Source organism: Streptomyces sp. NPDC006487 (assembly GCF_042870555.1).
In the GTDB taxonomy this organism is placed as follows: domain Bacteria; phylum Actinomycetota; class Actinomycetes; order Streptomycetales; family Streptomycetaceae; genus Streptomyces.
In genome coordinates this window covers 235,816-260,722 of sequence record NZ_JBIAHN010000010.1, presented here as the reverse complement: position 1 = coordinate 260,722, position 24,907 = coordinate 235,816, and the positions used below count along the sequence as shown (strand labels likewise).

Here is a 24,907-nt window from a genome sequence, read left to right as displayed (position 1 = left end):
GAAGCGCCCATCGGACGCGTCATGGCCCAAGTAGCCATGGTCATGAACCTCGACAAGTGCATCGGGTGCCACACCTGCTCGGTCACCTGCAAGCAGGCGTGGACCAACCGGCAGGGTACCGAGTACGTCTGGTTCAACAACGTCGAGACCCTCCCCGGCCAGGGTTACCCGCGCCGCTGGGAGGACCAGGAGAAGTGGAAGGGCGGCTGGGAGCGCACCCGCTCCGGCAAGCTCCGCCTCAAGGCGGGCGGCCGGCTCGCCAAGCTGGGCAAGATCTTCGCGAACCCGGACCTGCCGGAGATCGACGACTACTACCAGCCCTGGACGTACGAGTACAAGAACCTCACCGAGGCCCCGGCGGGCGACGACATGCCCACCGCCCGGCCCGTCTCCCAGCTCACCGGCGAGCCCATCGACAAGATCGAGTGGGGTCCGAACTGGGACGACAACCTCGGCGGCGCGCCCACGCACGCCCCTCAGGACCCGATCATCGAGAAGATCCGCGACGAGGTCGGCGAGAAGATCCGCTTCGAGTTCGAGCAGAGCTTCATGTTCTACCTCCCGCGGATCTGCGAGCACTGCCTCAACCCGGCGTGCGTCTCCTCCTGCCCCTCCGGCGCGATGTACAAGCGCGAGGAGGACGGCATCGTCCTGGTCGACCAGGACCAGTGCCGCGGCTGGCGGATGTGCGTGACCGGATGCCCGTACAAGAAGGTGTACTTCAACCACCGGACCGGCAAGGCCGAGAAGTGCACCTTCTGCTTCCCGCGCATCGAGGTCGGCATGCCGACCGTGTGCTCGGAGACCTGCGTGGGCCGGATGCGCTACCTCGGCGTGATGCTCTACGACGCCGACAAGGTGGCCGGGGCCGCAGCCGTCGAGGACGAGCACGATCTGTACCCCTCCCAGGTGGAGTGCTTCCTGGACCCCGCTGACCCGGCCGTGATCGCCGCCGCCCGCGCGGCCGGCATCACCGACGAGTGGCTCGACGCGGCCCACAACTCCCCGGTCTACGACCTGATCGCCACCTACCAGGTCGCCCTCCCGCTCCACCCGGAGTACCGGACGATGCCGATGGTCTGGTACGTCCCGCCGCTCTCCCCCGTCGTCGAGGCGGTCGCCGCCACCGGCAGCGACGGCGAGGACGCCGGGAACCTCTTCGGTGCCATCGAGGCCATGCGCATCCCCGTCGAGTACCTCGCGGAGGTCCTGACCGCCGGCGACACCGTGCCCGTGGAGGCGGTGCTGCGCCGGATGGCCGCGATGCGCGCCTACATGCGCCGGGTCAACCTGGGCGAGGAGCGTGACGAGTCGATCGCGCGGGCCGTCGGGCTGTCCGGGCAGGAGATGGAGGACATGTTCCGGCTCCTCGCCATCGCCAAGATCGAGGACCGCTTCGTGATCCCCAGCGCCGCACGGGCCGAGGCCGACGCGCTGGCCGACTCCCACCCGCTGGGCGGCGCCGACCAGGGCTGCCCGGTCAGCGCGCTGCCCGAACCCCGGGTGATGCTCAACCTCGGTACCACCAGGAGGAGTTCGTGAGACAGGACCGGATGACCGGCGATGCGCTGGTGCGGCTGGTCGCCGGCTGCGTACTGCAGTACCCCGGCGACTACTTCCACGACGAACTCCCGCGGCTCCGTGCGGCCCTCGCCGGGGCGCCCGCCGAACCGGCCCGACTCCTCGGGGCGTTCCTCGACGAAGCCGAGGGGCAGACCCCGATCGAGCTGTGCTCCCAGTACACCTCGACCTTCGACACCCGCAACCGGCGCTGCCTCTACCTCACCTGGTGGGTCGACGGGGACACCCGCCGGCGCGGGCTGTCCCTGGTCCGGCTGAAGCGGATCTACCGGGACTTCGGGCTGGAGTTCGCGGGCGAGGAGCTGCCCGACTTCCTGCCGGTGGCCCTGGAGTTCGCCGCCCGCGAGGAGGAGGCCGGCACCGAGCTGCTCCAGGAGCACCGGGCCGGGCTGGAGCTGCTGCGCCTGGCGCTCACCGAGTCCGGTTCCCCGTACGCCCGGATCCTGGAGGCCGTCTGCGCGACGCTGCCCGGACCCTCCCCCGAGACCAAGGCGGAGGCGAAGGCCCTCGCCAGGAACGGGCCGCCGCAGGAACTGGTGGGCGCGGGCTCGGCGCTGGAGCCCTTCGGGCCGGGCCTCGACATGCCCGTCGACTTCCCGTCCTCGGCCCCGACCGACCTCCCCTGGCCCACGGCGGCCTACTCGACCGCTGCCGCCGCCTCCGAAAGGATGCCCGCCTGATGGACCTCCTCCTGTGGGGCGTATTCCCGTACGTCTCGATCGCCCTGCTGATCGCGGGCACCATCTGGCGGGCCCGGTTCGACAAGTTCGGCTGGACCACGCACTCCTCGCAGCTGCACGAATCGCGGCTGCTGCGCATCGGCTCGCCGCTCTTCCACTTCGGCATGCTCTTCGTGATCCTGGGCCACGTCGTCGGTCTGCTCATCCCGAAGAGCTGGACCGACGCGGTGGGCGTCAGCGACCACACGTACCACCTGATCGCGCTCGCCACCGGCACGGTCGCGGGCGTCGCGGCGGCCGCCGGCATCGGGATCCTGGTCTACCGCCGCTTCAAGGTGCCGGCCGTGCGCCGGGCGACACTGCGCAGCGACCACGTGATGTACGCGTGCCTGCTCGGCGCGATGCTCCTCGGGCTGACGGCCACGATGCTCAACTCGGCCGGGATGATGGACGGCTACAACTACCGCGACGGCATCTCGCTGTGGTTCCGCAGCCTGTTCACCTTCACCCCGGACTACCACCTGATGGCGGGCGCCCCGCTCGCCTTCAAGATCCACATCCTGTTCGGCTTCACGCTGTTCGCGCTGATCCCGTACTCGCGCCTGGTGCACATGTTCTCCGTGCCGCTGAAGTACCTGTTCCGGCCGTACGTGGTCTACCGCAAGCGGGACCCGAAGCAGCTCGCCAACCGCCCGAGCAAGCGCGGCTGGGAGCGGGTTTCGTGACCCCGCGCCCCGCGCACACCACCCGGCCCTCCCCCACCGTCGTCCGGCAGCCCCGCCACGCGGTCTCCGACCGGCCCTTCATCGTCATCTGGGAGGCCACCCGGGCCTGCCCGCTGGCCTGTCTGCACTGCAGGGCCGAGGCGCAGACCCTGCGCCACCCCGAGGAGCTCGACGGGTCGGACGCCCGCCGGGTGATGGACCAGATCGCCGCCTTCGGCAAGCCGAGCCCGCTCTTCGTGATCACCGGCGGGGACCCCTTCCAGCGCACCGACCTCACCGACCTGGTCGCGTACGGGACCTCGCTCGGCCTGCGGGTCGCGGTGTCCCCCTCGGGCACGCCGACACTGACCCGGGAGAACCTCGTGGCGGTCCGGGAAGCGGGGGCCGTCGCGCTCTCGCTCTCCCTGGACGGCTCCACCGCCGGGCGCCACGACGCCTTCCGGGGCGTGCCCGGGGTCTACGACTGGACGCTGGAGGGCTGGCGGGCCGCCCGGGAGCTCGGCCTCAAGGTGCAGATCAACACCACGGTCACCCGCGACAGCCTGGAGGACCTGGCCGACATCGCGGCGCTGGTCAGGCGCGAGGGCGCGATGCTGTGGTCGGGCTTCGTCCTGGTCCCGACCGGGCGCGGGGAACAGCTGGACTCCCTGACCGCCGCCGAGATCGAGGACGTCCTGCACTTCCTGTACGACTGCGGGGCGGTGATGGCCACCAAGACGACGGAGGGCCACCACTTCCGGCGGGTCGCGCTACAGCGCACCGTCCTGGACGCGCGCGGCGAGCGGCCCGTCCTGGGCGCACTGTACGAGCGGCTCTCGGCCCGCGCCCACGAGCTCGGGGTCTTCGACGGGGAGCGGCGGGCCGTGCGCAGGCCGCCGATGGACGTCTCCTCGGGCCGCGGCTTCGTCTTCATCTCGCACACGGGCGAGGTGCACCCCAGCGGCTTCCTGCCGCTCTCGGCGGGCAACGTGAAGAACCACCCGCTGACCGAGATCTACCGGGGATCGGCGCTCTTCACCAAGCTCCGCGACCCCTCGCTGCTGCGCGGCAAGTGCGGGGCGTGCGAGTTCAAGACGGTGTGCGGGGGGTCGCGCTCCCGGGCGTACGGCTTCACGCGCGACGTGCTCGAAGCGGACCCGTACTGCGCGTACGAGCCCGGCAGCTTCCCCTATCAGGAGGAACTCAGGGCTCTGGCCGAAAGCATGAGGCGCTGACCCACCCGGTTCCCATACGTTTCATATGGGAACATATCGACCACGGCCTCGAGGCCACGGGAGAACAACATGCGTTCAGTGATCGTCATCGGTGGCGGGATCAGCGGTCTGGCCGCCGCGTGGCAGTTGCGCGGCCAGGCCGATGTGACCGTCCTGGAGAGCCACGCCAAGGTCGGCGGGAAGCTCCGGACCGGCACCATCGCCGGCATCACCGTCGACGAGGGCGCCGAATCCCTCATGGCCCTGCGCCCGGAGGCCGTGGAACTGGCCGCCGCCGTCGGACTCGGCGAGGCCCTCTGCGACCCCGCGAAGGCCGCCACCACCATCTGGACCAACGGCGCCCTGCGCCCGCTGCCCGCCGGACACGTGATGGGCGTCCCCACCGACCCCTCCGCGCTGGCCGGCACCGGCCTGCTCTCCCCCGAGGGCCTGCGGCGCGTCGCCGCCGAGGAGACCCTCCCGGCCACCCCGCTCACCGAGGACTGCTCGGTCACCGAGTACCTGGGCGGCCGCTTCGGCCAGGAGGCCGTGGACCGGCTCATCGAACCCATGCTGGGCGGCGTCTACGCCGGCCTCGCCGACCGGCTCTCGCTGCGCGCGGCCATGCCCCGGATCGCGGCCCTCGCGGAACAGGGCACCCCGCTCCTCCCCGCCCTGCGCCGGATGCGCGCCGCCGGCGCCCCCCGCTCGGGGGCCGTGGCCGTCCAGGGCGTCGTCGGCGGCACCGGCCGCTTCCCGGCAGCCGTCGCGGAAGCCTGCGGAGCCCGCATCCTCACCGGGACGACGGCCCGCTCGCTCCAGCGGGTCGCCGACGGCCGCTGGCGCGTCCAGGCGATGACCGGCGACGGCGCGCTGACGATGGAGGCCGACGCGGTGATCCTCGCCCTGCCCGCCTTCGCGGCGGCGGAGCTGCTGCGCCCGCACTCCCCGATCGCCGAGGACGAGCTCTCCTCGATCCCGCACGCCTCGACGGCCGTCATCACCATGGCCTTCTCCCGCGCCCAGGCCCACTTCCTCCCCGAAGGCAACGGCTTCCTGGTCCCGCCGGTCGACGGCCACACCCTCAAGGCCGCCTCCTTCCTCTCCAACAAGTGGTCCTGGCTGCACGACGCGGCTCCCGAGACCTTCGTGCTCCGCGCCTCCATCGGACGCATCGGCGAGGACGAGCTGCTCGGCCGCCCCGACCGCCACCTGGTCCGCTCGGCCATCGCCGAGCTCCACCACGCGGTGGGCCCCATGGGCGAACCCCTGGCCACCCGCGTCACCCGCTGGGACCGCGGCCTGCCCCAGTACGGTGTCGGGCACCGCGAGCGCGTCGCCCGCATCCGCGAGGCCGCCGGCAAGCTCCCGGGCATCGCCCTGTGCGGAGCGGCGTACGAGGGCGTGGGCGTCGCCGCCTGCGTCGCGACGGGGCGCGCGGCCGCGAAGCAGGTCCTGGCCCAGCCGTAGGGCCCAGCCGTAGGGCGCAGCGTTCGTATCGGGCGGGTATCGGCGGACGCTCGGCTTTTCATCTCATCGGCCCGCGGGGCCGCGGCTACGGAACGTACGGCCGCTGCGGCCCTATCGTCTTCATCGGTGCCGTTCGACCCGTCCGCACCCGTCCGCACCCGTCAGCCGCACAGGAGTCGTCCCCGTGTCCTCCCCCACCCCGGCTCCCGCCGCCCCGCGACCCGTTCGCGTGCTGCTGGTGGAGGACGACGAGCTGATGCGCCGCTCGTTCACCGTCTCCCTGGAGCGCTACGGGTACACGGTGCGGGCCGCCGCCGACGGGCTCACGGGACTGGAATCCTTCCGCGACGAGGACTTCGACCTGCTGATCCTCGACGTGATGCTGCCCGGCCTCGACGGGATCGGCCTGTGCCGCAAGGTCCGCGAGACCAGCCTGGTCCCCGTCCTGATGATGTCGGCCCGCGGCGACGGGCTGGACATCGTCGCCGGCCTGGAGGCCGGGGCGGACGACTACGTGGTCAAGCCCGTGGACACCAACGTGCTCGTGGCCCGCATCCGCTCGCTGCTGCGGCGCGCCACCTACGCCCCCGCCCCGGCGGAGGCGGCCACGGAGCAAGAACCCGGACCGTCCGAGGGGGAACTGCTGACCTTCGGGGACCTGACCATCCACACCGGCGGCCTCGACGTGGCCGTCGGCGGAACCCCGGTGGCGCTCACCCCGACCGAGCTGAAACTGCTGCTGGAGTTCGCCGGCCACCCCGGCGTCGTGCTGGAGCGGCACACCCTGCTGCGCAACGTCTGGGACTACGGCTGGGACGGGGACAGCCGGGTCGTCGACCTGTGCGTGCAGCGGCTGCGCGGCAAGCTCGGCCGGGACCGGATCGAAACGGTCCGCGGCTTCGGCTACAAGCTCAGGCGTTGAGGGCCGTGGCCGCGTTCCACCACCCCGTGCCGGGCCGCCGCGTTCCCCTGCGCTGGAAGATCGCCGCCCTGGCCGCCGCCACGGCCTGCCTGGTCGCGATGGCGGTGGGTGTCCTCGTTCACCTCTGGACCGCATCGGACATCCGCTCCCGGGCCGAGATGCGGGCCTTCAACACCGTCTACACGGCCATGGACACCTACCGGCGCACCGGCACCCTCATCGAGGGCGCCGAGCTCGATCCGCCCGAGATGCCCTCCGCCCTGCGGAACCCGGGCGACGACGACCGGCATACGGCCTACGACGGGCACGTGGCGGGCAACACCGGACCGAGCTTCTGGGCCGCACAGCGCGTGGGCGGTCCCGGCAGCCCGGTGCTGACGTACCGCGTCGGCATGAACACGGAGTTCCACGAGCTGCGCCGGCTCGACCTGACCATGGCGGTGGCCTCGCTGCTCGCCCTCGCCGCGGCCACCCCCCTCGCGGTCTACGGCGCCGGCCTGCTCGGCCGCCGGCTGAGCCGGGTTTCCGAGACCGCGAGCCGGATCTCCGCCGGAGACCTGGACGCCCGCACCGGAACCACCGAGGGCCGCGACGAGGTGGACGACATCGCCGCCACCGTCGACCTGATGGCCGACAGCCTCGGCCGGAAGCTGCGCGACGAACGCCGGTTCACCGCGGACGTGGCCCACGAACTGCGCACCCCCGTCGGTGGCCTGCTGGCCGCCGCCGACCTGCTGCCGCCCGGGGAGACGGAGGACCTGCTCCGGGCCCGGGTGCGCGACCTGCGCGGGCTGGTCGAGGACCTCCTGGAGATCTCCCGGCTGGACGCGGGCGCCGAACTCCCGGTCCGCGACCGGGTTCCGCTCGGCGCGGTCGTCTCCGAGGCCGTGACGCGCACCGGCCTGGTCACCGAGGTCGAGGTCTCCCCGTCGGCCGGGAGCGTGGAGACCGACCCGCGCCGCCTCGAACGGATCGTCGGCAACCTCGTCGTCAACGCCCACCGGCACGGGGAAACACCGGTACGGGTCACCGTGGAGGGCTCCACGGTCGTCGTACGGGACCACGGCCCCGGCTTCCCCGCCGACCTGCTGAGCCACGGCCCGCGCCGCTTCCACACCGGCCGGGCCGAGCGCGGTACGGGCCACGGCCTGGGGCTGACCATCGCCGTGGGCCAGGCCCGGGTGCTCGGCGCCGAACTCCGTTTCGCCAACGCCCCGGACGGCGGCGCCGTCGCCACGCTTCGCCTGGGTTCATCCGGCCCCGCCGGCGTTTGAGGCGCGGGGTCCGGGGCGGAGCCCCCGGGGAACGGGCGAAGGGCGGGTAGGGGACCTCGCCCCGCGCGGAGTCAGCCGCCCGCCCGCTACCGGACCGATACACACCGGAGCGGCCCCCGATACCCGGCGGCCCGGGCCCCGATACGTCCCCCGGACACCCTTCGAAGTGCAGCTTCCCGCGCCGAAGAGGAGTCCCCGTGACCGCCGCCCCCCTTGCCCCGCACCCGCACCACGCTCCGACCGGCATCGCGGCCGCCGCCACCGGCCTCTCGAAGGTCTACGGCAGCGGTGACACCCTGGTCGTCGCCCTGGACGGGGTCGACATCGCCTTCCGCGAGGGCGAGTTCACCGCGATCATGGGCCCCTCCGGCTGCGGCAAGTCCACCCTGATGCACTGCGTCGCCGGGCTCGACTCCTTCTCCTCCGGCTCCGTCCGCATCGGCACCACCGAGCTGGGCTCCCTGAACGACGAGCAGCTGACCCGGCTGCGCCGCGACCGGATCGGCTTCATCTTCCAGGCGTTCAACCTGCTGCCGACGCTGAGCGCGCTGGAGAACATCACCCTGCCGCTGACCATCGCCGGCCGGAAGCCCGACCGGCAGTGGCTGGACCACGTGGTGGCGATGACCGGCCTCGCCGATCGCCTGGGCCACCGCCCCGGACAGCTCTCCGGCGGCCAGCAGCAGCGCGTGGCGGTGGCCCGGGCCCTGGTCTCGCGCCCCGCGATCATCTTCGGCGACGAGCCCACCGGAAACCTCGACTCCCGCGCCGGGGCCGAGGTCCTGGGCTTCCTGCGCGACTCGGTGCGCCAGCTGGGCCAGACCGTGGTCATGGTCACCCACGACCCGGTCGCCGCCGCCTACGCCGACCGCGTGGTCTTCCTCTCCGACGGACGGCTGGTTGACGAGATGGCGCAGCCCACCGCGGACCGGGTCCTGGACCGGATGAAGGCGTTCGACGCCCGCTCCCGCACGAGCTGACCACGAGCTGACCCGTACGAGCCGACCCGTACACGCTCCCGCACCGAACCAGCCGCCCGCCCGCTCCCCCGGGCCCGCCTCCCAGGATCCGCATCCCCATGTTCCGTACCGCCCTGCGCAACGTGTTCGCGCACAAGGCCCGCCTGCTGATGACCGCGTTCGCCGTCATGCTCGGGGTCACCTTCGTCACCGGCAGCCTCGTCTACGGGGACAGCCTGAAGCAGGCCGCCACCGACCGGGCGAGCGCCGGCTACGACCGCATCTCCCTCAACGTCTCGCCCAATGCCCTGCCCGGCGGCCCGCCGGCCACCCTCGACGCACACACCGCGGCCGCCCTGGCCGAGGTCCCCGGCGTCGCCGCCGCCGCGGGCCGGGTCGACGGCTTCGCCGCCGTTGCCGACCCCGCGGGCCGGCTGCTGGGCAGCGCCGACTTCCGCAAGGGCGGCAACTTCGCCCCGGGCAAGGACGGATCGGACCCCGCCTACCGGTTCACCCAGGGCTCCGGCCCGGTCGGCGGCCAAGCGATCGGCCTCGACGAGGCCAGCGCCGCCAAGGGCGGCTACCGCGTCGGCGACTCCGTCCGCGTCGGTACGGGCACCGGCGCGGCCTCGTACACCCTCAGCGGCGTCTTCCGCACCGACGCCTCCAAGCTCTCCCCCGGCGGCAGCCTGGTGCTGTTCTCCGATGCCGCCGCCCAGAAGCTGTTCCTCCAGCCCGGCCGGTACACGGACATCGAGATCACGGCCACGCCCGGCACCGACGTGACGCAGCTCCTCACCCGGGTCGAAGCGGTGATCCCCAAGGACTCCACCGCGGTCACCGGCGCCCAGCTCGCCCGGCTCCAGGCGAACACGGCCTCCAGCGACAGCGACACCATGAGCCAGATCATGCTGGGCTTCGCCGCGGTCGCCCTGTTCGTGGCCACCTTCCTCATCTCCAACACCTTCACCATGCTGGTCTCCCGGCGCACCAGGGAACTGGCCCTGATGCGGGCCGTCGGCGCCACCCGCAAGCAGGTCCGGCGGATCCTGCTCACCGAGTCCGTCCTCGTCGGCCTGATCGCCTCCGTGGCCGGCATCCTGGCCGGCACCGGGGTCGCCGCCCTGCTCCAGGCCCTCTTCTCCGCCGCCGACAGCCCGGCCGCCCCGCCGGCCCTCCTCCCCTCCACCGTGATCATCGCGCTGGTGGTCGGCACCGCCCTGCCCGTGATCGCCGCCTGGGTGCCGGTCCGCCGGGCCATGGCCATCCCGCCCGTCGCCGCACTCGGCGCCGCCGAGCCCGCCGCGCCCGCACGGGCCGGCTCGCTGCGCACCGGGATCGGCGCCGCACTGCTGCTCACCGGCGCGGCGACCACCCTGTACGGCGCCCTCACCACCGGCGAGGACGCCCGGACCGTCATCGGCCTCGGCGCGGCCCTCACCCTGACCGGTGCGATCGCCCTCATCCCGCTCCTGTCCCGGCCGTTCACCGCCCTGCTCCGGCCGCTGCTGGTCCGCGTGAGCCCGGTGCAGGGCGAGCTCGCCGCCCGCAACACCGTGCGCGATCCCCGTCGTACGGGCGCCACGGCCGCCGCGCTCGCCATCGCCCTCGCGCTCGCCTCGGGCCTGTCGGTCCTCGGTGCCTCCGCCACCCGGTACCTCGACGGCGCGACCACCCGCGACATCACCGGCGACTATCTGGTGCAGGCCCCCTCGGGCGGGCAGCGGATGACCCCCGCCACCGCCGAGCCCCTCAAGAAGCTGTCCGGGGTCACCTACAGCCCGCTCGACCAGTCCACCGAGTATCGGATCGGCGGGGTCTCCTCCGTCCTGACCGGCGTCGACCCCGCCGCCATCGGCCGCCTCCTGCGCTACGAAGTGACCGCGGGCTCCCTCGACAGCCTCGCCCAGGGCAAGGTCGCCGTCGCCGACTACAAGGCCCGGGCCAACGGCTGGACGGTGGGCCAGAGCCTCCCCGTGAAGCGTCTGGACAAGCAGGGCGAGGTCACCATCGGCGCGATCTACCACGCGGACGAACAGAGCAAGGTGCTGCCCAGCATCACCGCACCCGACTCCCTGGTCGCCCGCTTCGACTCGACCCCGCACACCGACTCGATCGTCGTGGCCACCGCGGGCGGACCCGGCCGCGCCCAGCTCGCGAGCGTCGTCAAGGCGCTCGGCGACAACCCCGCCCTGTCCGTCCTCGACAAGGAGGCCATCCGGGCGGAGGACACCAGCGGCATCGGCGACCAGCTCAACATCTTCTACGCCCTGCTCAGCATGGCCCTGGTGATCGCCGCCCTGGGCATCGCCAACACCCTCGCGATGTCCGTGCTCGAACGCCGCAAGGAGATCGGCACGCTCCGCGCCCTCGGCCTGGACCGTGCCGGAGTGACCCGGATGATCCGCATGGAGGCCCTGCTCGTCGGCGCCCTCGGCGCGGCCGTCGGCACGGTCATGGGCATCTTCACGGGCTGGGCCCTCGGCAACACCCTCCAGGAGAGCGTCGCCGGATACGCCCTGGTCATCCCCTGGGGACAGCTGACCCTCGGGGTGCTGCTCGCCATGGCCGGCGCCCTGCTCGCCTCCCTCTGGCCGGCCCGCCGGGCCGCTGCTGTCGACATCCCCGCCGCCACGGCCGCCCAGTGACCGGTCGCGCGCGCCCCGCCCCCGTGACCCGGATGGGTCAGCGCGGGGGCGGGGTGCGCGTGGCGCGCACAGGATGAAGGCATGCCGACACACGCCCTCCGGGTGGCCGCTGCCGCCACCGCTGCCGCCGCACTGCTCGCCACCAGTGCCTGTTCCGATGGTGGGGGCGAGAAGAAGAGGGGCAAGGACGGCGCCGCTCAGGGCATCAAGAAACCCAAGTGGGGGGAGTGCGAGGCCCCCACCCCCGCCGAGGGCGTCGGGCAGGTGCCCGGCAAGGACTGGCAGTGCGCCGTCCTGGACGTGCCCCTCGACTACGCCGAGCCGGAAGGGGAGACCATCCCGCTGGCCCTGATCCGGGCGAAGGCCCGCGACAAGGACAAGCGGATCGGCTCGCTCGTCTTCAACTTCGGTGGCCCGGGCGGCTCCGGCATCAGCTCCCTGCCCGGCGCCGCGAAGGAGTACGCGGCCCTGCGCGAGCGCTACGACCTGGTCAGCTTCGACCCGCGCGGGGTGGGCCGCAGCGCGCCCGTGCTGTGCGAGGACGACAAGCAGCTGGACGCGTACTACGCCGCCGACTCCAGCCCCTCGACGCCGGAGGAGGAGAAGCACTTCCTCGCCACCTCCAAGAAGTACAAGGAAGGCTGCGAGGCGAAGTCCGGCAAGGTGCTGCCCCACGTGGGCACCGAGAACGCGGCCCGTGACCTGGACCGGATCCGCCAGGCCCTCGGCGACGAGAAGCTGTACTACTTCGGCATCTCCTACGGCACCGAGCTCGGCGGGGTCTACGCCCACCTCTTGCCCAAGAACGTCGGCCGGGCCGTCTTCGACGCCGTGGTCGATCCGACGAAGAACTCCGAGCAGGGCGCCCTCGGCCAGGCCAAGGGCTTCCAGCTCGCGCTCGGCAACTTCGCCCAGGACTGCGTGAACCGCGGCGACTCCTGCGCCCTGCAGGGCAGCACCGCCAAGGAGATCGAGGCGAACATCATCAAGCTCCAGAAGCAGCTCGCGGCCAAGCCCATCCCCGGCTCCGGCGACCGGCTGCTCACGGATGACGCCGCGACCAACGGCATCGCCTTCGCCCTGTACTCCAAGGAGGCCTGGCCGCTGCTGGAACAGGGCCTGGACGAGGCCGAGGGCGGCCAGGGGCAGCTCCTGCTCGCCATGTCGGACGCCCTCAACGGCCGCGACCCGAAGGGCACTTACAGCAACATCGGGTCAGCCAACACCGCCATCAGCTGCGCCGACTCCAAGGACCGCTACACCCTGGCGCAGACCAAGGCGAAGCTGCCCGAGTTCCGCGCCGCCTCGCCCGTCTTCGGGGACTTCCTCGGCTGGGCCATGATGGGCTGCACCGACTGGCCCGTCGCCGGCGTCTGGAGCACCCCGGACGTCTCCGCCCCCGGCTCGGCGCCCATCCTGGTGATCGGCAACACCGGTGACCCTGCGACCCCGTACGAGGGCGCCCGCAAGATGGTGGAGCGGCTCGGCCCCGGCGTCGGCGTGGAGCTCACCTTCAAGGGCGAGGGGCACGGCGCCTACAACAGCGGCGACCCCTGCGTGCAGCAGGCCGTCGACGCCTACCTGCTCGACGGGAAGGTGCCCGGCGCGGGCACCGTCTGCACGGCGTCGAAGTCCCCGGCGCCGACCTCGCCCGCCTAGGCCGTCTCTTTCGGATCTTGCCTGGCCCGCGGGAAAGGGCCCCGGAACACGCCGGAGGGGCCGCACCCCGCGCGAGCGGGATACGGCCCCTCCGGGCGACTGCTCAGTAGACCGGCTTCTCGGGCTCGATCTGGTGGACCCAGCCGATGACGCCGCCGCCGACGTGGACCGCGTCCGCGAAGCCCGCGGACTTCAGGACCGCGAGGACTTCCGCACTGCGGACACCCGTCTTGCAGTGCAAGACGATGCGCTTGTCCTGCGGCAGGTCCGCGAGGGCGGTGCCCATCAGGAACTCGCCCTTGGGGATCAGCTTCGCGCCGGGGATCGAGACGATCTCGTACTCGTTGATCTCTCGGACGTCGATGATCTCGATCGGCTCGTCGTTGTCGATCCACTCCTTGAGCTGCTTGGGAGTGATCGTCGAGCCGAGCGCGGCCTCCTGGGCCTCCTCCGACACGACGCCACAGAAGGCCTCGTAGTCGATGAGCTCGGTGACGGTCGCGTTCGGACCGCAGACGGCGCAGTCGGGGTCCTTGCGGACCTTGACCTGGCGGTACTGCATCTCCAGGGCGTCGTAGATCATCAGGCGGCCGACCAGCGACTCGCCGACGCCGGTGAGGACCTTGATGGCCTCGGTGACCTGGATGGACCCGATGGACGCGCAGAGCACGCCCAGCACGCCGCCCTCGGCGCAGCTCGGGACCATGCCCGGCGGGGGCGGCTCCGGGTAGAGGCAGCGGTAGCACGGGCCGTGCTCGGACCAGAAGACCGAGGCCTGGCCGTCGAAGCGGTAGATCGAGCCCCACACGTACGGCTTGTTCAGCAGCACGCAGGCGTCGTTCACGAGGTAGCGCGTGGCGAAGTTGTCCGTGCCGTCGACGATGAGGTCGTACTGGCTGAAGATCTCCATCACGTTGTCGGCTTCGAGCCGCTCTTCGTGGAGGACCACGTTCACGTACGGGTTGATGCCCAGCACGCTGTCGCGGGCCGACTCGGCCTTGGAACGGCCGATGTCCGCCTGACTGTGGATGATCTGGCGCTGCAGGTTCGACTCGTCGACCTCGTCGAACTCCACGATGCCCAGCGTGCCGACGCCGGCCGCGGCCAGGTACATGAGGGCGGGCGAGCCGAGGCCGCCCGCGCCCACGGCCAGCACCTTGGCGTTCTTCAGGCGCTTCTGGCCGTCCATCCCCACGTCGGGGATGATCAGGTGGCGGGAGTACCGACGGACCTCGTCAACGGTGAGCTCAGCAGCTGGCTCTACCAGGGGTGGCAGCGACACGGGGACTCCGTAGATGATTAAGTCTTAACGGTGGTTCTTCCCGTAACACTGCCACGCCCTCCTTCATTCCGAGACACCCGGTCCGATCCGCGAGACGATTTCGTCCCAATACCCGGGCATCGACGCCCAGGGATCCAGCGGAGCGGCCCCGCGCCGGTCGGTGAACCAGATGGTTCCCGCGCCCTGCCAGCGGGCGATCCGGAGCGCTTCCTCCAGGTGCGTGCGCGGCACTCCGTACACGAGGTGGCAGAACGTCTCCGGCGGGTGGTCGGCCGTCCACTCCGCCACCTGAGACCAGCGGTAGTCGGCCCAGCTTCCGGCGAAGGTGACCAGCTGGTCTGCGGTTTCCGTGTACCCCTCGCAGGGGTGGGTGCCGTGTCCGAGGACGATCCGCAGCCCGTCGCCGAGTCCCCGCAGGGTGTCCACGACCCGGCGTACGGAGGCCAGCTCCGCCTTCCCGGCCGGGGCGTCCGCGAGGTAGAAGCCGTCGGCTCCGTACCAGTCGCGGAAGCGGTGGGCGTCGGAGACGAGCTCCCCGAACGACCGCTCCCCGTCTCGCATCGCGAGATGCCCGAGGATCGCGCCGCCCGCGCCGCGGAGCTTCGCTGCCGCCTCCGTGCAGTGCGGGTCGGGCCGGCCGCCCGGCCCGTCCGTGACGTTGAGGACGGCCCAGTGCAGCGGCGTGCCGGGCCGGGTCAGCTCGGCCCACTCCACCGGGGCCAGCAGCGGATGCGCGTACCCGGGGACGCCCAGCCCGAGCCGGCCCACCTCGGTGGCTGCCCGGCCGGCGGTCGGCGGGGTCGTCAGATGCGGCACGCCGCCTCCATCCAGATGTCCGCCAGGGATTCCTCCAGGTTGATCCGCGGCCGCCAGCCGAGCCGGTCGCGGGCGGTACGGACGTCCGCCTGCTGCCAGGCTCCGCAGCCGTCCGGGTAGGGGTACGGGGGCTGGGCCGTCGCGGCGGCGAGCTGCTCGGCCGTGGCCTCGGAGCGCGGAGAGCCGATGGCTGCGAGCCCGGCGGGCCGGCCGGGGTGCCCGTGCGCCTGCGGGTGCTGGGCGTGCTGTCCGTGCTGCGGTACGTCGATCTCGTGCAGCGAGCCTCCGTACCCGGCGACCCGCGCCAGTACGGCGGCCGCGTCGCGCAGCCGGACCGCCCGGCCGGTGCCGATGTTGACGACGCCCTGGGCCGCCGACAGCGAGGCGGCGTGCACCGCCCGCGCCACGTCGCGTACGTCGACGAAGTCGCGCTGGACGCCGAGCCCGCTGAGCTTGAGCTCGCCGTCCCCGGACTGCATCGCGCGCCGCATGGCCTCGGCGAGCCGGCCGAGGGGGGATCCGGCGGGGGTGCCGGGTCCGACGGGCGAGAAGACCCGCAGGACGACGGCGTCCAGCCCGGAGCCGAGGACGAGCTCGGTGGCGGCCAGTTTGCTGACTCCGTACGGCCCTCCGGGTCTGGGCACGGCGTCCTCGGCCGTGGAGGACCCGGGCTGGCTGGGCCCGTACTCGGCGGCGCAGCCGAGCTGGACGAGCCGGGCGCCGCAGCCGCTGCGGCGCAGCGATTCGCAGATGGTGGCGACGGCGACGGTGTTGTGCCGGGTGAGCTCGCGGGCGCCGCCCCGGGTGGCTCCCGCGCAGTTGATGACGACGCCCGGGTGGACGGCGTCGAGGAACCGGGTGAGCGCGCCGGGGCTGCCGGTGGCGAGGTCGAAGCGGACGTCGGCGTCGTCGCCGCGGCCGAGCGCGGTGAGCTGGACGGCGGGGTCGGCGAGCAGTCGGTCCGCGACGTAGCGTCCGAGGTATCCGTTGGCTCCGATCAGCAACACCCTCATCGCGCGGCCCCTTGGTTGGTTGGCTGGCCGGTCATGTCCTGTGTCTCCTTGCTGGATGGGTGGATCGGGGTGGGGGGTACGGCGCTTCGGTGTCTGCTTCCGAAGGTTTCAGGGCCGCTGCGCGTGTGCGGAGGCCCGCGACAGCGCGAGGACGGCGGGTACGAGGACTCCCGCCGCGGCGGCGAACGGCGCCGCCGGGACCGGGAGGAGGGCGAGTACGAGGGCCGGGGCCGCCGCGAGTGCTCCGCGGGGGGTTCCGTGGCGGAGCAGCAGCCGGGTCAGGAAGAGGAGCAGCGCGAGCGGTACGGCCACCGCGGGAGAGGTCCCGGTCAGTGCGGCCGCCCCCGCGGCGGCAGCGGCGTACAGCGCGAGCGTCCCGAGGAGCAGGGGTCTGACCCCGTCGGCGAAGTCCTCCAGGGCCCGGCTCCCGGCGAGGCGGCGCCGGGCGCGGGCCGCGAAGACGGCGCCGGCCAGGTGCCCGGGGGCGACGGCCAGGGCCAGGGCGGTCCCGAGCGGGGTGCCGTGGCGGTGGACGGCCCAGCCGAGGGCGGCGGCGGCCAGCAGGTACACGGCGGCGGGGAAGCGTCCCGCGGCGGCCCGGCCCGGCCGTCCGAGCCCGGCGACGGTGACGAGCACGGCGAGGGCTCCGGCCCAGGGCACCCCGGCGGCGCTCGCGCCGAGGGCGAGGGCCCCGGGGAGCAGCGCGTAGCCGAAGCCGCGTACCGCCTTGGCGCGGACCGGGATCCCGGCCGGCGGGGCGGGTGTGGTGCCGTCGCGGGGGGTCCGGGCGTAGAGCTCCTCCGCGAGGGAGAAGACGTCCCGGTGGCGGAAGCGGGCGGCGGTGCGGTCGGTGATGCCGTGCGCCTCCAGCCCGGCGGCGATCTCCAGCGGGTCCACGGCGTGCTCGCAGAGCTCCCGGTGGCGGTGGAGCAGCGCCTTGACGGGATCCCCGCCTGCGCGGGCCCTGCGGGGCGGGGGCGGAGGCGGGTCCATGGGGGGGATGGCTTCGTCCAGGGGCACGGTCATGCGGACGCCTCCGAACCGGCGGCGTCCGCGGCCCGCGCGGCGGGCACCATGACGCGGTCCGCGACCGGTGCCGTACCCGCGCCCTCGGCGTCGCCCGTGTGCGGGGCCTGGTCGGCGGACCGGCCCGGGTCGGGTACCTCGGTCGCGTCGGCCTCCGCGCCGGCGGCGGGCCGCGCCTCACCCGGAGGCGGGCCGGCGGCTTCTCCGCGGGCCGATGTGTCGGCCGGGCCGGTGGCCGGAACCTCGGAAGGGGCGGACGGGGTCATGGGACCGAGGTGGGGCGCGGCCCAGGTGGGGGTGGCCCAGTGGCCCGGTACGCGGGCCTCGGGCGGCTGCTCGAAGGGCACGCCGGTGCCGTCGGGGCGGGCCGGTCCGCGGGCGAGCAGCCGCAGGTAGGACTCCTGGAAGGCGGCGACGTTCTGCTCGACGGTGAAGAGTTCGAGGGCCCGCGCCCGGGCGGCCGAGCCGAGCCGCTGGGCCCGCTCGGGGTCCCGCAGCAGCGAGACGCAGGCCTCGGCGAGCGCGCGCGGGTTGCGCGGCGGCACGACGAGCCCGGTTCCGCCGATCACCTCGACGACGGCGCCGACGTCGGTGGACACGGTGGCCCGGCCGCAGAACATGGCCTCGGCCAGGGTGATGGGGAAGCCCTCGATGACGGAGGAGAGCACCACCACCCGCCCGGAGCCGTACGCGTCGGCCGGGGACGGCGCGTCGGGTCCGCCGATCTCCTCGAAGGTGACCGGGTTCTCGCCGACGGCGTGCGCGTCGGCGGCCTCGTCGGGGAAGAGCTGCGCGGCCAGCGAGCGGCAGTCGGCCAGGTAGCCGTGCCCGACCGCCTGGTTGCCGGATCCGCCCGCCGTCGCGAAGATCCGCAGCCGCGCGAGCGGTTCGGCCCTGCGCACCTCGGCGAAGGCGTGCAGCAGGGCGATCAGGTCCTTGGCGGGGTCCACCCGGCCGACCCAGACGAGGGTGTGCGGGTCCCCGCACGCCGGGGCCTCGCCGACCGCGGCGAATCGGTCCGCCTCCATCCCGGGGTAGACCGTGCGCAGCCGCTCGCGGGAGGCCCCGCATCGTTCCTGCCAGCGCCGGGCGTGCGCGTTGCCGGGGGTGAGCAGGTCGGCCTGGGCGTAGATCTCGCCGGCCAGCCGGGTGTGGAAGGCCGCGAGCAGGGCCCGTACGGCCGGCCGTTCGTCCCGCGCGGAGGTCGCGGAGTGGGCTAGGTAGTGGGCCCGGAGCTGGACCCCGTACTCGGTGACCAGGAGCGGCACTCCGAAGAAGCGTTTGGCCAGGAGCCCGGGCAGCGCCGCGACGCCGCCCGCGGCGGCGTGGCAGACGTCGACCTCGCTGAGCTCCTCGTACCAGTCCAGGGACAACGGCCGCAGCATCCGCTCCAGTTCGTCCACGAACTCCAGCAGGTCGGCGACCTGTGCCCGCTGCACTTCCCTGCTCGCCTCCGGGGCGCGGCAGGCGGACTCCACGGCCCGTACGGCCGTCTCGGAGCGCAGTGCCGCGTACAGCCCGCCCTGTTCCGAGGCGAGAGCGGCCAGCCCGTACAGCCCGTCCGCGAACCGTGCGGGGTCGGCTCCGCAGATTCCGCGGACCAGTTCCGTGAAGGCGGCGGCGAAACGGCGGCGTTCGCGTCGCCGGTAGCTGCGTCCGTCGTCGGCCGGCGCCCACAGCGGGGCGGTGCGCACCCGAGTGACGTGGGAGGGCAGCGGCACCCGGCCGCGCTCCTCCTGCTCGGCGCTGCGGCTCAGGGCGTAGAGCTCGAACTCGTGCTGGGGAAGCCCGCGCACGAGCCGGTCGCACCACAGCCTCGCTTCCCCCGTCGCATACGGATAACCACCTTCCGTGAGCAGTCCGATCCGCACGAGTGGCACCCCCGATCTCCCGTTTCAGGCGGTCTCCGTCGGTCCGGCGACCCGCCGGATACGAACTCAAGCGGATATGCCGAAGGCGCGACGGACGGTTGTCCGTCGCGCCACCGGAAGGGGTGAAGAGTCGTAACTTTCCCGTACGGTTCGCGTTCGAGCGCGCTAAGTACGTTGGGGAATAAGGAAATCGGTCTACGAGGCCCCCGCGAGCACTCCCCCGGAACGGCGCCGGCCGAGCCTGCGGGCCGCGGCCACGGCGGGGTCGAGGGACGGGACGGCGGCGAGCAGCTCGCGGGTGTAGGCGTGCGCCGGCCGGTCGTAGACCTCGTCGACGGGGCCCTCCTCCACGATCACCCCGCCCCGCATGACGGCGACCCGGTCGCTGACCTGACGCACCACCGCGAGATCGTGCGCGATGAAGACCAGCGCGATCCCGAGCTCCCGCTGGAGCTCGGCCAGCAGGGCGGTGACCTGCGCCTGCGTGGTCACGTCGAGCGCCGAGACGGGCTCGTCGCAGACGATCAGCCGGGGCCGGGGCGCGAGGGCCCGGGCGATCCCGACGCGCTGGCGCTGGCCGCCGCTGAACTCGTGCGGGTACCGGTCGTAGTGCGCCTCTTCCAGGCCCACCCGGACGAGCAGTTCACCGACCCGCGCCCGGATCGCCCGTTGGTCTCCCTCCCCCGCCGCCCGGAGCGGGTCCGCGATGGACTCGCCGATCGAACGGCGCGGGTTGAGCGAGGACACCGGGTCCTGGAAGACCATCTGCACCCCGGGCACCAGGCCGGCGCTCTCCACCCCGTCCCGCCGGATCTGCCCGGAACCGGGCTCCAGCAGCCCGACGAGCATCCGCCCGAGGGTGCTCTTGCCGCTGCCGCTCTCCCCGACGATCCCCAGCGTCTCCCCGCCCCGCACGGAGACGGACACCCCGCCCACGGCCTCCACCCGCCGCTTCCCCCGCCCGAACTCCTTCCGCAGGGAGAACGCCTCGACGACGGGCACGGAATCCGGCTCGGCCAAACCCGGCCCAACCAAACCCGGCTCGGCCGAACCCGGCTCGGCCGAACCCGGCTCGGCCGAATCCAGCCCAGCCGGCGTTTGAGGCGCGGGTACGGGCAGCGCCCGTACGGCCCCCGGCCAGGGCACCCGCACGGCGTCGAGCCGCGGCACCGCCGCCAGCAGCGCCCCGGTGTACGGATCGGCCGGCGCCGACAGCACGGAGCCGACCGCCCCCCGTTCCACCACCACCCCGTCCCGCATCACCAGCACGTCGTCCACGTTCTCCGCCGCCACCCCCACGTCGTGCGTGACGAGCAGCAGCCCGAGCCCCCGCTCCTCCCGCAGCCCGTGCAGCAGGTCGAGGATCTGCGCCTGGACGGTGACGTCGAGCGCCGTGGTCGGCTCGTCCGCGATCAGCAGCTTCGGCTCGCACGCCAGCGCCATCGCGATCAGGGCCCGTTGCCGCATGCCCCCGCTGAACTCGTGGGGCCGCGCCCGGGAGCGGCGTACCGCGTCGGGTATGCCCACCCTGTCGAGCACCTCCACAGCCCGGGCCCGGGCCGCGCGCCGCGAGGCGGAGACGTGCACCCGGTACACCTCGGCGATCTGGTCGCCGATGGCGTAGTACGGGTCCAGGGAGCTCAGCGGGTCCTGGAAGACCATCGCGGCGACGGCCCCGCGCAGCTCCCGGAGCTGGGCCGGGGAGGCCGCGCCCACGTCGGTGCCGCCGACCCGGACGGTGCCGCCTAGCCTCGCCCCGGTCCCGTGGTGCAGCCCCAGCAGGGCTGTGGCGACGGTGGACTTGCCGCTTCCGGACTCCCCCACGATGCCCAGCGCGCGGCCGGGCTCCAGGGTGAAGGACACCCCGTCCACAGCCCGTACGTACTCCCCCGGCCGGCCGACCGGGAACTCGACGGTGAGGCCGGTGACGTCCACCAGCGGTGCGTGCGTCATGCCAGAACCACCCTTCGGTCCGCGACGGCGTACAGCACGTCGGCGACGACACCCGCGAGCACGACGGCCGCGCCGATGGCGAGGACCACGCCCACCACCACGGGCAGGTCCACGACGCGGACGCCGTCGATGAGGGTCTTGCCGAGCCCGGGGATCCCGAACAGCGACTCGGTCAGCACGGCGCCGCCGATCATCGTGCCGAAGTCCACGGCACTGAGCGCGATCACCGGTGCGACCGCCCCGCGCACGGCGTGCCGGGTCACGACGGCCCGCTCCCCCACCCCGTAGGCGCGGAAGGTGCGGATGTGGTCTTCGGCGAGCGTCTCCAGCGTGGAACTGCGGCTCAGCCGGGCGTACTTGGCGCTCTCGAAGAAGCCGAGGGTCACCCAGGGAAGCAGCATGTTCCACGCCCACTGCTCGGGGTCGTCGCCGAGCGGTACGTACGTGGGGAAGGGCAGCCACTGCAGGTACGCGCAGACGGCCATGAGCAGCAGCAGCCCGAGGATGAAGACGGGGGTTCCGGTGGCGGCGAGCGTGAGCACGGTCAGCGCCCGCTCGGTGAGACCGCCCCGGCGCAGTGCGGACAGCAGTCCGGTGCCGACGCCGATGACGAGCCAGATCACCAGCGCGCCCAGGGCCAGCGACAGGGTGGCGGGGAGCCGCTCCAGCAGCAGCTCGGTGACCTGCCCGTCGTTCTGGTACGAGAATCCCAGGCAGGGCGCGTCGCAGTGCAGGACGAGTCCGGCGCCGCCGGAGTAGTCCCGGCCCACGAGCAGCCCCTGCAGGAAGTGCAGGTACTGCGTGACCACCGACGCGTTGAGCCCGAGCTGCTCGCGCACCTGGGCGATCTGCGCCGGGTTGCAGCGCTCCCCGCAGGCGAGGCGGGCGGGGTCGCCGGGGACGAGGTAGAAGAGGCCGTAGATCACGACGGACAGGGCGAGCAGCACGATCAGTGCGCCGCCGGTCCGCTTGAGCACGAAGCGGATCACGCCTTGCGCTCCTTTCTGGTGCCGACCCGCAGCCGCGAGTCCTCGCGCGGGTCGAGGGCCGTGCGCAGGGCGTCGCCGAGCACGGTGAAGGCGAACACGGTGACGAAGAGCAGCCCGGCGGGGAGCAGGACGTAGGCGGGGTCGGCGCGGAACCAGGTCTGGGCGCTGGAGAGCATCTGCCCCCACGAGGGGGTGGGCGGCTTCACGCCGACGCCGAGGAAGGACAGCGAGGCCTCGGCCACGATCGCGGTGGGCACCTTGATCGCGGCGAGGGTGATGACGGGCGCGGCCAGGGAGGGCAGCAGCTCCCGGCGGGCGATGCGCAGCGTGCCGTTGCCCGAGAGCCGGGCGGCGTCCACGAAGTCCAGCTCCTTGAGGGAGAGGGTCTGGGCGCGCACCATGCGGGCGACGCCGCCCCAGTCGAGCAGTCCGATGACCAGGATCAGCAGCAGCGTGCGCGGGAAGCCGGGCGGGACGACGGCGGTGAGGGCGATGGCGATCACCAGCATGGGCAGGGCGATCATCACGTCGGTGAAGCGGCTGACGACCTGCCCGGCGAACCGGCCGCCGAGTGCGGCGGCGAGCCCGACGGCCACCCCGACGAGGACCTGGACGACGGTGGCGCCGAGCGCGACGAGCAGCGAGATCCGGGCCCCGTAGAGCAGCCGGACGAACAGGTCGCGGCCGGTGCCCGGTTCGACGCCGAGCCAGTGCTCGCCGGAGATCCCGCCGAAGGAGCCGAGCGGGACGCCCCCGCGGGCGGAGTCGACGAGCTCGTCGTGGTAGGCGTTCGGGTCCTGGCCGGTGAGGTGGGCGAACAGCGGTGCGGTGAGGGCGAGGAGGACGAGGAGCGCGAGGACGGCGGCCGCCGCCACGGCCGAGGGCCGGGCGCGCAGCCGCCGCAGTATCTGCCGCCCGGGGCCCGGGCCCGGGGCGGCTGCCCCGGGCCCGGCCGCCGGCCGGCCGGCGAGGAGGGTCACTTGACGGAGACCTGCGAGATGTCGAGGACGCCGGTCCAGTCGCTGATGACGACGTTCTTGACGTCCTTGCCGACGAGCCGCTTGTAGACCGGGTGGAAGAGCGGTACGTCGAGCGCCTGCTCGCCGATCTTCTTGTCGAGGGCGCCCCAGCGCTTGCCGGCCGCCGCGAGGTCGGTCAGCTTGGCGATCTCGTCGATCTCGGCGTTGATCGCAGGGTCGTTGAGCTGCGCGTGGTTGTAGTTGGTGCCGTTGGTGACGATCTGCCGGCCGTCGTAGATCGGCGCGAGGAAGGGTGCGCCGGACGGCCAGTCGGCGCCCCAGCGGGAGAGGAAGAAGCCGGGGGTGTTCTTGACGTCCCAGCGCTTCTCGTTGAAGGCGTTGTTCTCCAGCCCCTCCAGCTTGACGGTGATCCCGGCGGCGGCGAGCGCCTGCTGCACGGCGGTGGCCACCTCGGGGCTGGTCTGCCGGTTCTGGGCGTTGGAGTGGGTGAGGGTGATGGTCAGCCCGTCCTTGAAGCCCGCTTCGGCCAGCAGTTCCTTGGCCTTGGCCGGGTCTCCGGTCTTGCCGGCCGGGAAGTGGTCGTACTTGGTGAAGCCGAAGGCCTCCTGCTCGGGCAGGAAGGTGGTGGCGGGCTCGGCGAGGGCGGAGCCGCCGGCCGCGTTGATCACACTGGTGCGGTTGACCGCGTAGGAGATGGCCTGGCGGACCTTCGGGTTGTCGAAGGGGGCGACCTTCGGGTTGAAGGCCAGGTAGTTGACGTAGCCGAAGTGCCCGGTGCCGACCCGGCCCTCCAGCTCCTTGTTGGCGCCGATCTGCGCGAGTTCCGCCGGGCCGAGGTTCGTGTCGGTGGTGACGGCGGCCGCGTCGGCGCCGGAGCTGGTGGACAGGCGCTGGTTGATGACCGCCGCGTCGAGCCCGGAGCGGACGTCGATCGTGTCCGGGTAGGCCTTGCGCTCCCCGTCGGTCTTCTCGTCCCAGTTCTCGTTGCGCTCGAGGGTGAGGTGTTCGCCGTCGTTCTCGTTCTTGACGACCTTGTACGGGCCCGAGGAGACCGGGTGCTCCTCGTACTTGACCCCGGTGTCCTTGGCCTTGGGGACGGGCGCGAACTGCGTCTGCGTGGCGAGGAAGGGGAACTCCCCCTCGGGCTTGCGGAGTTTGAAGACGATCGTCTTCGCGTCGGGCACGACGATCGAGTCGAGCCCCTTGCCGCCGTCCTTGTACGGGCCCTCGTACGACTCCCCGCCGACCAGCCAGTCGCGCAGGTACGGGGCTCCGCCCGACAGCTCGGCGGCGAAGGACCGCTCGATGCCGTACTTGATGTCGGCGGTGGTGATCGGCGAGCCGTCCTCGTACTTCAGCCCGTCCTTGAGCGTGTACGTCCACTCCGTGGCGTCGGCGTTGGGCTTGCCCAGGTCGGTGGCCAGGTCGGGCACGACCTTGGCGCCGGCCGGGCCCGCCTCGCGGTTGCGGGTGGTGAGCGTGCGGAAGACGAGCGAGGGGACGTTGCCGCCGCCGGAGGTGTACAGGCGGGCCGGGTCGAAGTCGCTCTGCGGCTCGTTGTTGAGGACGGTCAGGATGCCGCCCTTCTGCGGGGCTGCGCCGGAGGCGCCCGGCTTGTCACCGGCGGAGGCCTTGTCCGCGCTGTCCTCGGGACCGCAGGCGGCGGCGCCCCCGGCCAGAACGAAGCTGACGGCGACCGCGGCCACGCGGCGCGATATGAGGGACTGACGGGCCATGGGAAAAGGGACCTCTCGGCGTGAAGGGAGATGCGGAAAAGGCCACGCGAGGGGCAGCGGTCCACGTCGGCGCGGTCGGCGGCATGCCGACGGCGGGGACGGAAAACGTCAGGAAGCCGCACCTGCGGGC

19 protein-coding genes are annotated in these 24,907 nt (G+C 73.0%); 10 read left to right on the top strand and 9 right to left on the bottom strand.

The features are described 5' to 3' along the window. Positions 1-21: 21 nt before the first annotated feature. From narH to ACFYM0_RS19435, 10 genes are all read left to right on the top strand, one after another. Positions 22-1,542 (top strand): nitrate reductase subunit beta, encoded by a 1,521-nt coding sequence (gene narH / locus ACFYM0_RS19480; protein ID WP_388502853.1) that lies wholly within the window; start codon positions 22-24, stop codon positions 1,540-1,542. Positions 1,543-1,553: 11 nt separating this feature from the next. Beyond that, entirely contained in the window at positions 1,554-2,261 is a 708-nt protein-coding gene (gene narJ / locus ACFYM0_RS19475) for a nitrate reductase molybdenum cofactor assembly chaperone (protein ID WP_388503048.1), read from the top strand. Beyond that, positions 2,261-2,986: a respiratory nitrate reductase subunit gamma gene (gene narI / locus ACFYM0_RS19470; RefSeq protein WP_388502850.1), complete on the top strand. Its 726-nt coding sequence runs from the start codon at positions 2,261-2,263 to the stop codon at positions 2,984-2,986. Before narJ ends, narI begins: the two co-directional genes overlap by 1 nt. Next, a complete protein-coding gene (locus tag ACFYM0_RS19465) occupies positions 2,983-4,200 on the top strand; it encodes a TIGR04053 family radical SAM/SPASM domain-containing protein (RefSeq protein WP_388502847.1) in 1,218 nt (405 codons plus the stop codon). The genes narI and ACFYM0_RS19465 overlap by 4 nt, the downstream gene beginning before the upstream one ends. A gap of 69 nt (positions 4,201-4,269) precedes the next feature. Continuing rightward, complete coding sequence (hemG, locus tag ACFYM0_RS19460; protein ID WP_388502844.1) at positions 4,270-5,649, top strand: protoporphyrinogen oxidase; 1,380 nt, start codon at positions 4,270-4,272, stop codon at positions 5,647-5,649. 184 nt (positions 5,650-5,833) lie between these two features. Further along, positions 5,834-6,571, top strand: a complete 738-nt coding sequence (gene cseB, locus ACFYM0_RS19455) for a two-component system response regulator CseB (RefSeq protein WP_388502840.1) — start codon at positions 5,834-5,836, stop codon at positions 6,569-6,571. 5 nt (positions 6,572-6,576) lie between these two features. Beyond that, positions 6,577-7,845 (top strand): sensor histidine kinase, encoded by a 1,269-nt coding sequence (locus ACFYM0_RS19450; RefSeq protein WP_388503047.1) that lies wholly within the window; start codon positions 6,577-6,579, stop codon positions 7,843-7,845. Between the two features lie 197 nt (positions 7,846-8,042). Then, positions 8,043-8,825: an ABC transporter ATP-binding protein gene (locus tag ACFYM0_RS19445; protein ID WP_388502837.1), complete on the top strand. Its 783-nt coding sequence runs from the start codon at positions 8,043-8,045 to the stop codon at positions 8,823-8,825. A 98-nt stretch (positions 8,826-8,923) separates the two neighbouring features. After that, complete coding sequence (locus tag ACFYM0_RS19440) at positions 8,924-11,452, top strand: ABC transporter permease (RefSeq protein ID WP_388502834.1); 2,529 nt, start codon at positions 8,924-8,926, stop codon at positions 11,450-11,452. 81 nt (positions 11,453-11,533) lie between these two features. Beyond that, positions 11,534-13,111 carry an alpha/beta hydrolase gene (locus ACFYM0_RS19435; protein ID WP_388502831.1) on the top strand — a complete coding sequence of 526 codons (1,578 nt, stop codon included), beginning with the start codon at positions 11,534-11,536 and terminating at the stop codon, positions 13,109-13,111. A 103-nt stretch (positions 13,112-13,214) separates the two neighbouring features. On the opposite strand, the gene moeZ is transcribed toward ACFYM0_RS19435, so the two are convergent. The 9 genes from moeZ to ACFYM0_RS19390 all read right to left on the bottom strand — a co-directional run bounded on the left by moeZ (position 13,215) and on the right by ACFYM0_RS19390 (position 24,777). After that, entirely contained in the window at positions 13,215-14,393 is a 1,179-nt protein-coding gene (moeZ, locus tag ACFYM0_RS19430; RefSeq protein WP_327254829.1) for an adenylyltransferase/sulfurtransferase MoeZ, read from the bottom strand. 63 nt (positions 14,394-14,456) lie between these two features. Continuing rightward, positions 14,457-15,209, bottom strand: a complete 753-nt coding sequence (locus tag ACFYM0_RS19425) for a spherulation-specific family 4 protein (protein WP_388502828.1) — start codon at positions 15,207-15,209, stop codon at positions 14,457-14,459. Then, positions 15,197-16,222 carry an NAD-dependent epimerase/dehydratase gene (locus ACFYM0_RS19420; protein ID WP_243335987.1) on the bottom strand — a complete coding sequence of 342 codons (1,026 nt, stop codon included), beginning with the start codon at positions 16,220-16,222 and terminating at the stop codon, positions 15,197-15,199. Before ACFYM0_RS19420 ends, ACFYM0_RS19425 begins: the two co-directional genes overlap by 13 nt. A 108-nt stretch (positions 16,223-16,330) precedes the next feature. Further along, on the bottom strand, positions 16,331-17,248 hold the full coding sequence (locus ACFYM0_RS19415) for a hypothetical protein (protein WP_388502826.1): 918 nt from the start codon (positions 17,246-17,248) through the stop codon (positions 16,331-16,333). Next, positions 17,245-19,119, bottom strand: a complete 1,875-nt coding sequence (locus ACFYM0_RS19410) for a DUF3492 domain-containing protein (RefSeq protein ID WP_388503045.1) — start codon at positions 19,117-19,119, stop codon at positions 17,245-17,247. The genes ACFYM0_RS19415 and ACFYM0_RS19410 overlap by 4 nt, the downstream gene beginning before the upstream one ends. Before the next feature lie 195 nt (positions 19,120-19,314). Then, a complete protein-coding gene (locus tag ACFYM0_RS19405) occupies positions 19,315-21,072 on the bottom strand; it encodes a dipeptide ABC transporter ATP-binding protein (RefSeq protein ID WP_388502823.1) in 1,758 nt (585 codons plus the stop codon). Then, complete coding sequence (locus ACFYM0_RS19400) at positions 21,069-22,061, bottom strand: ABC transporter permease (RefSeq protein ID WP_388502821.1); 993 nt, start codon at positions 22,059-22,061, stop codon at positions 21,069-21,071. The genes ACFYM0_RS19405 and ACFYM0_RS19400 overlap by 4 nt, the downstream gene beginning before the upstream one ends. Further along, the gene (locus ACFYM0_RS19395) at positions 22,058-23,041 is read right to left on the bottom strand and encodes an ABC transporter permease (protein ID WP_388502818.1); all 984 of its coding nucleotides are present in this window, start codon (positions 23,039-23,041) and stop codon (positions 22,058-22,060) included. Before ACFYM0_RS19395 ends, ACFYM0_RS19400 begins: the two co-directional genes overlap by 4 nt. Continuing rightward, positions 23,038-24,777, bottom strand: a complete 1,740-nt coding sequence (locus ACFYM0_RS19390; RefSeq protein WP_388502815.1) for an ABC transporter substrate-binding protein — start codon at positions 24,775-24,777, stop codon at positions 23,038-23,040. Before ACFYM0_RS19390 ends, ACFYM0_RS19395 begins: the two co-directional genes overlap by 4 nt. Positions 24,778-24,907: the final 130 nt, after the last annotated feature.